Genomic DNA, 13,078 nt, shown 5'->3' with positions numbered 1-13,078 from the left:
GAATGGTTATTCCCTTGTTAAAATCAATAACGCTGGATAAATCGCTTTTAAACCAACCCGTAGGGCGCTTCTCATGAACTTACTCTCTGCGTTGTTACTTCTTAAAAGGGAATGCCATTCCTGCAAAGTAACGCCTTGATATTAAGCCCATGAGAAACGCTGAATTCTAGATCTTGGGGTGGTTTGGGTATCTGGATAATCTAGGTTTTGTTGATACTTAGACAGCTCACCCCAGTGGGTATCGCCACTGACAATAATCACACCATTTACTTTATGCTTTTTAATAAATAAGAAAGTATTAGAAAAAACGCCCAGTTAAATTAACTGAGCGCTTGTTGGTTGGACAATATTATTAGGTTTGCTTAAATCAGCTCAGCCAGCATTTCGTCGCTGTATGGTGTTAACGCTTCACCATTTTTAACTTTACTGATGTAATCTGGGTTCGCAATGAATGGGCGACCAATCGCAATTAAGTCAAATTGGTTATTATCGATAGCTTGATTAGCTGTCTCAAAGCTATAGCTACCTACCCCGACTAAGGTACCTTTGTACGCACCGCGCATATATTCAGATGCTGACTTATCACCTAAGCTTGCAAAGCGCATGCTGTCATCAAAAATACCAACGTGTAAGTACGCAAGATTACGCGTTTCAAGGGCTGGTAATAGATAATCAAATACCGCCTTATCACCGTCACTTTCGGTCATATTAAAATACGCCCCTGGCGATAAACGTAATGCAGTTTTATCTGCCCCAATTGCAGCCACTACAGCATCAACGACTTCAAGAGCAAAACGCGACATGTTTTCTGGTGTTTGACCGTATTGATCTTCACGTTGGTTGGCAGCAAAGTGTAAGAATTGATCAATTAAGTAACCATTTGCACCATGAATTTCAACCCCGTCAAAACCCGCTTCAATTGCGTTTTCCGCCGCTTTAGCGTAGTCAGCAATTAGACCTTGAATGTCTTCAATGGTTGCCGCTTTTGGAGTAACGTAAGTTAATTCACGCATTCTTGGTACCGAACCTTCAATACCAATTGCTGATGGTGCCAGTACATCACCACCAAAAAAGTGAGGATGAGCAACACGACCTACATGCCAAAGCTGAGCAAACATTTTGCCTCCTTTCGCGTGCACAGCATCGGTCACTTTATTCCAACCTTGTATTTGTTCACTAGTAAATAAACCCGGCGTATTTGGATAACCTTGGGCATCTGGGCGGATAATCGTTGCTTCACTAATAATTAAGCCCGCATCAGCACGGCGTGCATAATAATCAACCATCGCTTGGGTTGGTACTAGGTTATCGTCGCTCATACAGCGCGTAAGTGGTGCCATTAGTACTCGGTTTTGCAGCTCTATGCTGTCGTTTAATTTAAACGGAGAAAGTAAATCGGTTGTCATGGTTTTATCCTTATCTTGAACATGCATTCAAGATAAGGGCGAAACATACACACTTCAAGGTTTATTTTGAATAATCGTTCAAGATTACGTAAACTTCGTTTATACCAATTCGCTTAATTAAGTGGTCTATTTTGAGGCAAGAAAACCTCGTTGATAACAAGGCAAAAATTTCGTTATTTAGTTGTGCTCGGCAATTGCTCCTGCATTGCTCTACCTTCTGCATCCATGCAGTCGTAAATCAGAAATTTTTAACGCGGGTAGCGACAGGTTTAATCCCTCAAAATGACTAAGTATTATTGCGGATTGGTATTATATACCGTGAGGAGCTTTAATGAGAACTGCTGAATTTGATACTGAATTTGTACTACGCCAAGCCATGCATGCTTTTATGCAATATGGCTATGCGAAGACCAGTATGCAAAAATTAAAAGAAGTAACTCACCTTCACCCGGGTTCTATTTACGCGGCTTATGGCAACAAAAAAGGCTTGTTTTTAGCCGCTACCGAGCAGTATCAAAAAGATAGAAACCAACAATTTACCGCCCTTTTTAATGACCAACAATCAATTTTATCGACCCTCAAACATTACTTAACTGTGATTGTTGATGAATGTATTGAAGGTGAAGTAGCTAAAGTGTGCTTGCTTACAAAGAGTATTTCTGAGGTTGAAGGCAACGACCCACAAATTTGCACTGTGCTGCGTGGTAACTTAAACGCTTATGAGCATGCCCTCGCCGAACAACTTCAAAAAGCGCTAGATAACAACGAATTTATAAGTAGCAAGTCAGCGCAACAGTTGGCGCGCTTTTTAGTGATGGGCATATACGGTATTCGTACCTATGCGCTGACAAATCAAGACCCTAAATCTCTGCAACAACTTGCTGACGATCTATTTGCTGCATTAGTAAATTAATTTAGCTATTAACTTTACTTGTCATATTAATTTATCACCTTATGATTAAGGTGTAGCTGTGTATAACTAAAAGAGTGAGCCTGTCATGAATAATGCAACTGCTAAACGTGTTGAAACTGAATTTGATGCTGTACTCGCCTTAGGCGCTAAGAAACGACTCGCTTATATGTTTGAAACGGTACAAGAGTTTAAACAAGTGTGGATCCTCAATGATGAACATGGCTGCGTCATGCTCTCAAACGAAGACGACGACTGCGTGCCTGTATGGCCTAGTCGTGAATTTGCCCAAAGCTGGGCAACCGGTGAATGGCAAGACTGCACCCCAAAAGCCATCCCTGTAAAAGACTGGTTAAGTCGCTGGACACCTGGCCTTGAGCAAGATGACTTACTCATCGCTGTATTCCCAACAGACCAAGACGACGGCACCATTTTATTCCCCGATGAGTTTGACTCACAACTGAGAATGCCAAAAAGACGATTTTAAGTACAAGGGAGCCAAGCGCTCCCTTTTTTTATGCGATTTGTTGTAACCGCAGTGCCGAAATATCTTTTATCGGTGGCTTGCCAAAAAAGCGTGTGTACTCGCGGCTAAACTGGGATGGACTCTCGTAACCCACTTTTAAAGCCGCAGAGCCCACATCAATTCGCTCATTCAGCATTAATTGCCTTGCCGCCTGCAACCGTAAGTTTTTACGTATTGCAATGGGCTCATCTTTACCACATCACGAAAATGTAGCCTGAATGTCGACGGGCTCATGTGTGCATCACGGGCTAAATCATCAATTGAAAATTGACTCGTGTAGTTTTCTTTTAACCAGCATAAGATCTTGGCTATTTTTTGATGGGCAGAGCCTGACATCACAATTTGCCTTAAATAAGGGCTGTGCGGACTATTTAACAAGCGCAATATAATTTCTTTTTTAATAAGTGGCGCAAGGTTAGCTTTTAATTGAGGCTCTTTGTCGAGTTGAATAAGCCTAAGTAAAGCATCAAGTAAGCCATTGTCAGTATCAACCACCGACATGGCTTGGTGTTTAGGGAACCTGTCTTGCCCAGCAAAATCCATTTCAGCAACAATATGGCTGATTTCATGGGCATCTAAACGTAAGTAAATGCCGTAAAATGGCTGCTCTTTACTAGCACGCGTTATTTGTGAAGCTACGGGCACATCGACTGAGGTCACTAATGATTGGCCGTCAGTGTAATCATAACTATGTTCACCCAACACAACTCGCTTTGCACCTTGCAAGCTAATACCCAGCCCTAACTCATACACGCAGGCCATCGGTAATGAAACTTCGCTTCGTCTGAACACCAATAACTCAGGAATTGCTGTTTCAAAATTACCGTCTGCAATCGCTATCGCTTTAACCGCTTCTATTAATGCCTGACGCATTTAGATTACCTCTAAGAAATACTCAATTAAGTGTATCACCGTAATTTGAGGTTAGGACCATTTTAGGTAACAGTTCGTTATTTTAGGCAAAAATTAAATCATTTATGGCAAGCAGAAATCGCCATCATCAACCATAATGTATTTTCAATTTTTCGATTGCATGCTCTTTGCAATCAGCCAATGCTACAAAACCTCAATACATTCAATATCTAAAATCAAAAGAGAAATTATGAACCATAACAACACGGATTTATTTGTGTTTGTCGCGATCGCTGCTTTGGTCACCGTTCATGACAAGCCCTTGTTAAAACGAGCATGTCAGCACGCATTGAATGATGGCGTTTCAATGCAAGAGTTGTGTGATATTTTACCGCATATCAGTGTGTATTCTGGGGTGCCAAAAGCATTGCTAGCACTAGAGGTTTTAAAGTCCCTTGATGATATTAAAGGTTCAAATACGTTGCTTATCAAACGCACAGAGCAGCAACTAAAAACAGCGCTCACATTTGGCCAACTACCTTTTGGTTTAGATCAGCAAAACAACAAGGTATTTGAGCTTGCCTCTTTAGGCGCTTTATTTGCGCTAGACGATGCCAGCAGCTTAGTTAGCGAGCAACTTAAACGCTGTGTATTACTTGGTTATAGTCGTGAACAACTTGAATTATTAGTGATAGAACTTGCAAGGAAAGTCAGTAGTCACATAGCGATGCGTGCCAAATGTAATCTTGAAAAGCACTTTGCTATGGTGGGTTAAGAAAAGCGTATAAGTACTCTATTTTATCCGAGAATTTTGCTTCACATTGAAATTTGTCTAAGTTTTCGGATAGTTTAGAAAACGCCTCTGCTAAGCTTCAACTAAATAAATTGTAGAGTATTGAATTCACTTGATTAACTCGCCTTAAGTTAAAAAAATAAAAATACAACTAAGATGAAAAAACTATAAGTTTGTCTATATTTAAGAAGATATTACTTAAATAGTGAATTGTATTAATGAAATCAACGATTTTGATAAAGCTCAACTCTTTTAAAAGTAAAGGGTTCACATTAGTTGAGCTTATGGTAGCCATCTCAATTATAGGGATCTTGTCTTTAATCGCCTTGCCTAATTATCAAGGCTATGTAAATGAGTCTAAGGCAGCCACCTTATTATATAGAATCCACTCTATCGGCCTTGCTTATCAGGATGTTATTGCAACTTCACCTGATGCATTAGCAAAGCCAAATCAGCTTTCAAGTTCAAGTTTTGGTCAAGCCCCAAGCTATTTACCTGGGCTTGCCAATCAATTTTCAGAAGAGTTTGGTATTCAATTTTCAGCTCAGTTAGTTAATCACTCTGGTTATTTTAATTTTACTGGTCATGAGGCTTTTCCTGTATTATTTTTAAAAGCAAATAGTCAAAACGGATTGAATGTACTCAATGCCTTGGATCATGTAACTGAATTAAAACATTCTTTTGTGACTCCTAATATGATGATTATTGCATTAGCAACACCTTATGAGACTCACCAAACCAATTTAATACCTTCAGAAACAAATACAAACCCTCCCAAAATAAATCAAGCACCAAAACTAACTGATGCAGGGACTAATCAGCAACCTGATACTAGCAATACAGGTAATACTCAACTTCCTGACGCAAGTAACACAGGTAACACCCCTCCTCCAGACAGAAATAGTGGAGATAGCAACACAGGTAGCCAAACGAGTACAAGTACAGAAACTAGTACCAATGGTGATTCAGAATCGGGCAGTCGAAGTAATGCTGGTTCTAACTTGAATTGGCCTCCTGGCTGGGTAAAACATCCAGATCAACATATAGGCCAACAGCATGGGCATCATGATTAAAAAACTAGGAAGGTAAAAATGATTTCAACCAATAAACGATGGCAAGAAAGTATCGCGGAAGCGATGGATGAAACGCAAAATAATCAACGAAATAAAAATCGAGCATCCATTGTATTACCTAGCTGGCTTCCTTATGCCGCATATATTGCTTTTGGATTTTTGTTAGCAAAAACTCTACTAATTGGCCATGAAACCCACCCTGTAAATTACGACAGAGATTATCAAACAGGCAGCTCAGTGGCATTATTAATGATTGCAGAAGATGTTGAACATTACCGCACAACTTACGGAGAACTGCCAGACGACTTACCAAGCCCTATTGCATCTGTCATGGATGTAACTTATGAAAAAATTACCAATGAACATTTTCGCTTAACCATTCCACATGGTGATTCAACAATCACGTTTGATGCCAAAGACGACAAAATATATATGGAATGAGTATGATTGATAAAAATGAGGTACACAGAAGTAATGCCACTTTTAACTGGCTAAAACGATTTTGCATTGAAAAATCGACTAACAGCAATATTAATATTGAAGAAATGTATAACGGTGAGTCAGCCATTTCAGCATGGAAAAGTGCAGAGGCAATTTTGCAAGTCGACAGCAAAGTGTTAACAGCAATGATTGCAAAAAGTTACCAGTTAGATGTAGCAAAACCTCCTGATGATATGTCAGAAGAATTGCTTCATTATGTTTCTTTTAAAGTAGCTAGAGAGTATGGAATTTTTCCTTTAGGCTTTACAAATGGCTTATTAACAGTAGCTTCCCCTCATCCATTTGATACTGATATGGAATCAATGGTTGAATTTTTAACGACCCTTCATGTTAAATCGGTATTGGCATCACCCGAGCTCATAGCAAAATGGACGGAAATGTTTTATCAGGAGCAAATGCTATCTGAAAATGACATTATTATAAAATCAAACCAACTCAACACACGAACAAAACAAAATGAGCCCGACTCTTCAAACTCAGCCATAGTTAAAATTGTATCCGAAATGCTGTTAGAAGCGTTTATATTCAAAGCCAGTGATATTCACATTGAACCCTTTAATAATGGCGGCATAATTCGTTACAGAATAGATGGTATGTTAAGGGTCATATCAGAATTACCAGCACAAGTTTTTATTCCAATAGTACAAAGAATAAAAGCATTATCTGGCCTTAACTTAGCAAAAAAAATGGTTCCACAAGATGGAAGTGCTAGTTTAGAGCTCAAAGGTCAGGATGTGGATCTACGGGTATCGACACTACCAGTTAAAGGGGGAGAAAAAGTAGTCATCCGTCTACTGATTAAATCTGTTGTAAACAAGTTAGATGATATTGGTTTACAACAGCAAGAGCTCAATACATTTAAAAACTTACTGCAAAGTAGCGAAGGAATCTTTGTAATAACAGGCCCTACTGGGTCAGGAAAGACAAGTACGCTTTATGCTGCTCTAAAAGAATTAAACACTCCAGAAAAATGTCTTGTCACCGTTGAAGACCCAATTGAATATGAGATTGAAGGTATTGCCCAGGTTAATATTAACCCACATCAGAACCTCACCTTCTCCAGCGCCCTCAGAAGCATTTTAAGACAAGACCCCGATGTAATATTAATGGGTGAAGTTCGCGATGAAGAAACGGCAGAAATGACCTTTCGCGCTGCAATAACTGGGCATTTTGTGATGACCACCTTACATACAAGTGATGCAATTACGACTATTTCAAGGTTAATAGGTTTAGGTGTGTCACGTCCTATTATTGCAGACTCCTTAAAAGGTGTTGCAGCGCAGCGATTAATTAGAAAACTATGCCCTAGTTGTAACCTAAGTGGCCCGTTGTCCACAGATACCTATGGTAAACGTTTTAAAAGCATCTTTCCTGATATAAATATTATGTCGCCATCTGGTTGCGATGACTGCGATCAGTCCGGTTACAAAGGACGTATTCCTCTGTTCGAAATAATCACTATTGATTATCAACTAGCCGATGCAATTCGTGCTTGAGAAAGTACCAGTAAGTTAAGAGAGATTGCAGCTAAATGCGGTGCGAGATCTTTATATAAAGTAGCCTTAGAAGCACTTTCAAAAGGCCTCACTTCAGTAGAAGAAATAAATAGAGTATTAGGACAGTCTTTTTGGAAAGAGTGTGAAAGAAATAACAGCTTAGATAATTAGACAAGCTAAAATGCGGTTTAAAGTATTTGTAAATGACTAAAGTTAGCTTATAAGATTAGAAATGGCGGTGACGGAGAGATTCGAACTCTCGATACGTTGCCGTATACACACTTTCCAGGCGTGCTCCTTCAGCCACTCGGACACGTCACCTAAGGCGCTTAGAGTTTAGCGCGGCGTTATAGTATGAAAACAACCCTACAGACGCAAGGGCTTTTTAAAATAGTGCAGTTAAGTGATTAGTAATCAAACAAAAAAGGCAAGGTAAACACCTTGCCTTTTGTATATAGTCAATTCGTTCTTAACGCTGAAGCGTTGCTGAAAAATCTAACATACGGTTAAGCGACTTTAATGCGCCTTCGCGTAAGTCCATATCAACAAACACTTCTTTACCTTCTGGGTCTGTCAGTGCTTCTTCAATCGCTTTTAAGCCATTCATTGCCATCCACGGGCAATGTGCGCAGCTTTTACAGGTTGCGCCTTCACCCGCTGTTGGGGCTTCAAAGAATTCTTTCTCTGGGCATAACTGCTGCATTTTGTAGAAAATGCCACGGTCAGTCGCTACGATGAACTTTTTGTTGTCCATAGTTTGCGCTGCTTTGATTAGTTGGCTTGTTGAACCAACTGCATCAGCTAAGGCTACAATCTCCGCAGGAGACTCTGGGTGAACCAATACAGCCGCATCTGGGTGTAAGGCTTTCATATCCTTCAGTGCTTTGGTTTTAAACTCGTCATGAACGATACAGGCGCCATTCCACATGATCATGTCTGCACCTGTGTTCTTTTGAATGTAAGAACCTAAGTGTTTATCTGGACCCCAAATGATTTTTTCGCCTTGCTCATCAAGGTGCTCAACGATTTCTAGGGCACATGAAGAAGTAACAATCCAATCTGCACGCGCTTTAACAGCTGTTGATGTATTTGCATACACTACTACCTTGCGATCAGGGTGCTGATCACAAAACGCTGAGAATTCTTCAATTGGGCAACCTACGTCTAATGAACAAGTTGCAGCAAGTGTTGGCATAACAACTGTTTTATTTGGCGTTAGGATTTTTGCTGTTTCGCCCATAAAGCGAACACCGGCTACCACAATTACATCTGCGTCGTGCTTAGCGCCAAAACGCGCCATTTCTAGCGAGTCAGCAACACAACCGCCTGTTTCTTCAGCTAGTGCTTGAATTTCAGGATCAGTGTAATAATGGGCAACAAGAACCGCGTTCTTGTCTTTTAATAATTGTTTGATACGTGCCTTATACTCAGCTTGCTCGTCTTTTGATAACGGAGCTGGCTTTGGAGGGAAGATATAATCTTCAGGCATAATTTGTTCAGCTAGACTCATTTCTCGACCACTTAGTCCACAGTGCATTCATGGCGCGAATTATACGAGAATCTTAAGCTAAAGAACAGTATTGCTGTGAGCTGTTAAGATAAATAAAGGATAACTTAGAAAGAAAAGATAAATCAGCAATGGTGGGTCATGATGGACTTGAACCATCGACCAATGGATTAAAAGTCCACTGCTCTACCAACTGAGCTAATGACCCGCTCTGGATATTTAGATGCGTAAATCCGCCGATATGAGACCATTCGAAAAATGGTGGGTCATGATGGACTCGAACCATCGACCAATGGATTAAAAGTCCACTGCTCTACCAACTGAGCTAATGACCCGCTCTGGATGTTGAATTGCGTAAATCCGCCGATATAAGACCATTCGAAGAATGGTGGGTCATGATGGACTCGAACCATCGACCAATGGATTAAAAGTCCACTGCTCTACCAACTGAGCTAATGACCCGCTCTGATGCTTGTAATAAGCTGCGTAAATCCGCCGATATAAGACCATTCAAAGAATGGTGGGTCATGATGGACTCGAACCATCGACCAATGGATTAAAAGTCCACTGCTCTACCAACTGAGCTAATGACCCGCTCTGATGCTTGTAATAAGCTGCGTAAATCCGCCGATATTAGCCCATTCAAAAAGAATGGTGGGTCATGATGGACTTGAACCATCGACCAATGGATTAAAAGTCCACTGCTCTACCAACTGAGCTAATGACCCGCTCTGATGCTTGTAAAAAGCTGCGTAAATCCGCCGATATAGAACCATTCAAAAGAATGGTGGGTCATGATGGACTCGAACCATCGACCAATGGATTAAAAGTCCACTGCTCTACCAACTGAGCTAATGACCCGCTCTGATGCTTAAAATAAGCTGCGTAAATCCGCCGATATAGAACCATTCAAAGAATGGTGGGTCATGATGGACTTGAACCATCGACCAATGGATTAAAAGTCCACTGCTCTACCAACTGAGCTAATGACCCGCTCTAATTGCTTATAAAAGCTATACGTAAATCCGTCGATTAAAGATTACCATTCTAAGAGAATGGTGGGTCATGATGGACTTGAACCATCGACCAATGGATTAAAAGTCCACTGCTCTACCAACTGAGCTAATGACCCGCTCTTTTTTCCGCATTTTGGCTGTTGTTACCAATCGCCTGCTGCGGGCGCTTATAATACTTATTTAAATGCTGAGTGCAACAGAAAATATCTCTTTTTTTAAGTTTTTATGTCTAGTTGCCTAATTTTAGACCGCTTATATCAAAAAGCAGTCTAATCAGGTCAAATCTACATTTGCGACAGACGTTCTGTGGCTAATTTAGCAGCGGTAGTACTTGGGTACTGATTAATTAAATCATTAAAGGTTTTAAGGGCTTGCTCGCCTAAGCCTTGATCCGCTAATAAGTTTCCTAACTTTAACATCGCATCTGGGCGCTTATTAGAATTAGGGTATTCATTCACAACAACTTTAAAGTGCTCAGTTGCACCAGCTTGATCGTTTTGAATTGTTAACAGCTGACCTAACCAATAATGAGCATTAGATGCATACACTGAATTAGGGTAAGTAGTTAAGAATGTTTGGAACTCAGGAATTGCTTGCTCATAACGTTTATCTTTCATGATTAACGCTACAGCACGCTCATAGGCTTCGTTTTCAGATAAGTCTGAACTGATTGCCTGTGATGCACCCACATCCGTATAAGTGTTAGTAGGTTGAGTTTGTGTTGCAGCAGGCTGGCTATAAGCTTGACTTACACGGTTCTCAATCTCTTGATAAAGCTCACGCTGACGTTGTAATACTTTTTCAAGCTTATAGCTTTGCTCTTCAGTAATACCACGTACTTGACTCACTTCGTCTTGTAAAATATTAAGCTGCTGCTGAAGCTCAGCTTGCAATAAATTACGTGACTTCATCATGTTTTCTAAAGCGACTAAACGCTTCTCAATGCTCGATTGCGAGCTTGCAGCTTCTGAAACAGGAGCGGGAGCAGCCCATAACTGGGTGCTCCCGCTTAAGATCATTGCTGCCAAAATAATTTTCGGCTTCATAATGACTCTTTATTAGTAAACTAATACTGCGCGACGGTTCTTCGCGAACGCTTCTTCAGTGCGAGACTTAACCATTGGCTTCTCTTCACCATAGCTCACTACTGACATTTGGCTAGCAGAAACACCTAAGCTTTGTAAGTATTTTTCTACAGCTTGACCACGGTGCTCACCTAGTGCGATGTTGTACTCAGGCGTACCACGCTCATCAGCGTGACCTTCGATAAGTACTTTAACTGATGGGTTTTGTACTAAGAACTCAGCGTGTGCTTGTAAAAGCTCAGCATATTTGCTTTGGATTTTTGCATTATCAAAACCAAAGTAAATGATTTGTTCTTGACGTAACGCTTCGTATTTTTCACGAAGTGCTTCTTCAGCTTGTTGCTCTGGAGTAAGCGTTGCAACTTCAACAGTATCAGTGTTTGATTGCTCAACCATACCTTGGTTAGATTGGTTTGCAGCACCTTCGTCAACACCTGAAGAAGAGCTACACGCCGCTAATGTCATCACTGGCACAGCAATAAGCAGGCCTTTTAAAGTTTTATTAAGTTGCATTTAATTGATTCCTATATTGAGTAAACCAGTAAAAATTACTGTAAATAAGGCGACCAAGCCGGTGCCTTAACTTGTCCATCTAGCACAGGTAAGCGTGCTTTAAAGCGACCGTCCATAGACACTAACGCCAACACCTGTTTATTATTATGAAGCGTGCTGTAGATAATCATCGAGCCGTTTGGTGCGATACTCGGCGATTCATCTAAGCGAGTTCTAGTTAATACTTGGAACGCGCCTGTAGCTAGCTCTTTTTTAGCAAGATGGTATTGACCGTTAGTACGATTCACCATCACTAATTCTTTTCCGTCAGGTGAAATCGAACCTGCTAAATTCATATCACCATCAAACGTCATACGTTTTGATCTACCAGTTTGCAAATTTAACTTATAAATCTGGGCATTACCACCCCTTTCAGACGTAAACACGATATCTTGCCCATTTGGGTGCCAAGAAGGCTCAGTATCGATACTACGGTGATTTGTTAAACGCTTTTCTTTGCGAGTTGCAAGGTCTAAAAGGTAGACTTCTGTAGCACCATTACGGTCTTTAGAAAGTACTAATAGCAGCTTCTTGCCGTCTGGTGAAAATTGTGGTGCACCATTAATACCTGGGTGGCTTGTGATTAATTCACGTTTACCCGTATACAAGTCTTGCATGTAAATTTGGCTTTGGCGGTTTTCAAAAGTTACGTACGCAAGCTTAGTACCATCAGGTGACCAAGCTGGTGACATTAAAGGCTCTTTAGAGCGAAGTAACACTTGTTCGTTGTAACCGTCATAATCAGCAACAACTAGTTGGTAAGGCTTAGGTTCACCATCACGAACGATGACATAAGCAATCTTCGTTAAAAATGCGCCCTTTTCACCAGTAAGTGCTTCATAAACTACATCGCTAATACGGTGCGCATAACGGCGAAAACCGTTTTCAGAAATAACACTTTCACGCGCATCTAGTACATGATCTTGGCTTTTAACTAGCTTACCGTTGCTCATCATTTGTGTTTCGCCACCGGTAATTTGGCCACGGATCACATCAATAAGTTCATATCTTACTAAGTAACGCCCGCCTGGTTGTTGCTCTACTTGACCAACAAGTACTGCTTCAACACCTTGATTGACCCAAGCGCCGTAATCTACATCAGCATCTTTGCCAGGTAGTTGCGGCATATTTGTTACATCAACAGGTTTAAATTTACCACTACGCATCAAGTCAGCTGCAATAACGGTGCTCAGTTTTTCAGGGATTGCGCCTACGCCCTGGTATTTAAATGGCACGACCGCTATTGGGCGTGCACCATCAATACCTTCAGTGATAACAATTTCTAGTGCAGCACTGGCAATGCCATGAAAGCCCAGTAATACAATAAAACATGCTGTTTTTATCTGGTTGAACATATCATT

At 40.7% G+C, this 13,078-nt stretch carries 13 protein-coding genes and 9 tRNA genes; 6 read left to right on the top strand and 16 right to left on the bottom strand.

The window, feature by feature from the left end; genetic code table 11:
• Positions 1–362: 362 nt before the first annotated feature.
• Positions 363–1,406: an alkene reductase gene (locus NFU46_RS00735; RefSeq protein WP_251598773.1), complete on the bottom strand. Its 1,044-nt coding sequence runs from the start codon at positions 1,404–1,406 to the stop codon at positions 363–365.
• 331 nt (positions 1,407–1,737) lie between these two features.
• On the opposite strand from NFU46_RS00735, the gene NFU46_RS00730 reads away from it, so the two are divergent.
• A complete protein-coding gene (locus tag NFU46_RS00730) occupies positions 1,738–2,319 on the top strand; it encodes a TetR/AcrR family transcriptional regulator (protein WP_251598770.1) in 582 nt (193 codons plus the stop codon).
• An 85-nt stretch (positions 2,320–2,404) separates the two neighbouring features.
• Positions 2,405–2,803, top strand: a complete 399-nt coding sequence (locus NFU46_RS00725) for a DUF2750 domain-containing protein (RefSeq protein ID WP_054561299.1) — start codon at positions 2,405–2,407, stop codon at positions 2,801–2,803.
• Between the two features lie 28 nt (positions 2,804–2,831).
• Here NFU46_RS00725 and NFU46_RS00720 read toward each other — a convergent pair whose 3' ends face one another.
• Both NFU46_RS00720 and NFU46_RS00715 read right to left on the bottom strand, forming a co-directional pair.
• The gene (locus NFU46_RS00720) at positions 2,832–2,978 is read right to left on the bottom strand and encodes a hypothetical protein (RefSeq protein ID WP_251598767.1); all 147 of its coding nucleotides are present in this window, start codon (positions 2,976–2,978) and stop codon (positions 2,832–2,834) included.
• A complete protein-coding gene (locus NFU46_RS00715) occupies positions 2,978–3,715 on the bottom strand; it encodes an AraC family transcriptional regulator (RefSeq protein WP_251598764.1) in 738 nt (245 codons plus the stop codon). Before NFU46_RS00715 ends, NFU46_RS00720 begins: the two co-directional genes overlap by 1 nt.
• Before the next feature lie 229 nt (positions 3,716–3,944).
• Here NFU46_RS00715 and NFU46_RS00710 point away from each other — a divergent pair, with 229 nt between their 5' ends.
• The 4 genes from NFU46_RS00710 to NFU46_RS00695 all read left to right on the top strand — a co-directional run bounded on the left by NFU46_RS00710 (position 3,945) and on the right by NFU46_RS00695 (position 7,557).
• A complete protein-coding gene (locus NFU46_RS00710) occupies positions 3,945–4,469 on the top strand; it encodes a carboxymuconolactone decarboxylase family protein (RefSeq protein ID WP_251598761.1) in 525 nt (174 codons plus the stop codon).
• Between the two features lie 236 nt (positions 4,470–4,705).
• Positions 4,706–5,560: a prepilin-type N-terminal cleavage/methylation domain-containing protein gene (locus NFU46_RS20430; RefSeq protein ID WP_285835527.1), complete on the top strand. Its 855-nt coding sequence runs from the start codon at positions 4,706–4,708 to the stop codon at positions 5,558–5,560.
• Between the two features lie 18 nt (positions 5,561–5,578).
• Positions 5,579–6,001 carry a hypothetical protein gene (locus NFU46_RS00700; protein ID WP_054561295.1) on the top strand — a complete coding sequence of 141 codons (423 nt, stop codon included), beginning with the start codon at positions 5,579–5,581 and terminating at the stop codon, positions 5,999–6,001.
• A gap of 2 nt (positions 6,002–6,003) precedes the next feature.
• Entirely contained in the window at positions 6,004–7,557 is a 1,554-nt protein-coding gene (locus NFU46_RS00695) for a GspE/PulE family protein (protein WP_251598758.1), read from the top strand.
• Between the two features lie 233 nt (positions 7,558–7,790).
• On the opposite strand, the gene NFU46_RS00690 is transcribed toward NFU46_RS00695, so the two are convergent.
• The 13 genes from NFU46_RS00690 to tolB form a co-directional block, all read right to left on the bottom strand.
• A tRNA-Ser gene (locus NFU46_RS00690) sits at positions 7,791–7,878 on the bottom strand.
• Between the two features lie 148 nt (positions 7,879–8,026).
• Positions 8,027–9,067, bottom strand: coding sequence for a quinolinate synthase NadA (nadA, locus tag NFU46_RS00685; RefSeq protein ID WP_054561293.1), 1,041 nt, complete (start codon positions 9,065–9,067; stop codon positions 8,027–8,029).
• Positions 9,068–9,196: 129 nt separating this feature from the next.
• Positions 9,197–9,272: transfer RNA gene (locus tag NFU46_RS00680), tRNA-Lys, on the bottom strand.
• A 51-nt stretch (positions 9,273–9,323) separates the two neighbouring features.
• A tRNA-Lys gene (locus tag NFU46_RS00675) sits at positions 9,324–9,399 on the bottom strand.
• Positions 9,400–9,450: 51 nt separating this feature from the next.
• Positions 9,451–9,526: transfer RNA gene (locus NFU46_RS00670), tRNA-Lys, on the bottom strand.
• A 56-nt stretch (positions 9,527–9,582) separates the two neighbouring features.
• Positions 9,583–9,658 (bottom strand) — tRNA-Lys (locus NFU46_RS00665).
• A gap of 58 nt (positions 9,659–9,716) precedes the next feature.
• Positions 9,717–9,792, bottom strand: a tRNA-Lys gene (locus NFU46_RS00660).
• A gap of 57 nt (positions 9,793–9,849) precedes the next feature.
• Positions 9,850–9,925, bottom strand: a tRNA-Lys gene (locus NFU46_RS00655).
• Positions 9,926–9,981: 56 nt separating this feature from the next.
• Positions 9,982–10,057 (bottom strand) — tRNA-Lys (locus NFU46_RS00650).
• Between the two features lie 63 nt (positions 10,058–10,120).
• Positions 10,121–10,196: transfer RNA gene (locus NFU46_RS00645), tRNA-Lys, on the bottom strand.
• Between the two features lie 168 nt (positions 10,197–10,364).
• A complete protein-coding gene (gene ybgF / locus NFU46_RS00640; protein ID WP_054561292.1) occupies positions 10,365–11,126 on the bottom strand; it encodes a tol-pal system protein YbgF in 762 nt (253 codons plus the stop codon).
• Positions 11,127–11,138: 12 nt separating this feature from the next.
• Positions 11,139–11,678 (bottom strand): peptidoglycan-associated lipoprotein Pal, encoded by a 540-nt coding sequence (gene pal, locus NFU46_RS00635; RefSeq protein ID WP_130051703.1) that lies wholly within the window; start codon positions 11,676–11,678, stop codon positions 11,139–11,141.
• 35 nt (positions 11,679–11,713) lie between these two features.
• Positions 11,714–13,072 carry a Tol-Pal system beta propeller repeat protein TolB gene (gene tolB / locus NFU46_RS00630; protein ID WP_251598755.1) on the bottom strand — a complete coding sequence of 453 codons (1,359 nt, stop codon included), beginning with the start codon at positions 13,070–13,072 and terminating at the stop codon, positions 11,714–11,716.
• Positions 13,073–13,078 lie beyond the last annotated feature (6 nt).

This window comes from Pseudoalteromonas sp. NCCP-2140 (assembly GCF_023708065.1).
GTDB lineage: Bacteria > Pseudomonadota > Gammaproteobacteria > Enterobacterales > Alteromonadaceae > Pseudoalteromonas.
Note: the sequence above shows the minus strand (reverse complement) of the source record. Positions and strands in the feature narration are given on the sequence as shown.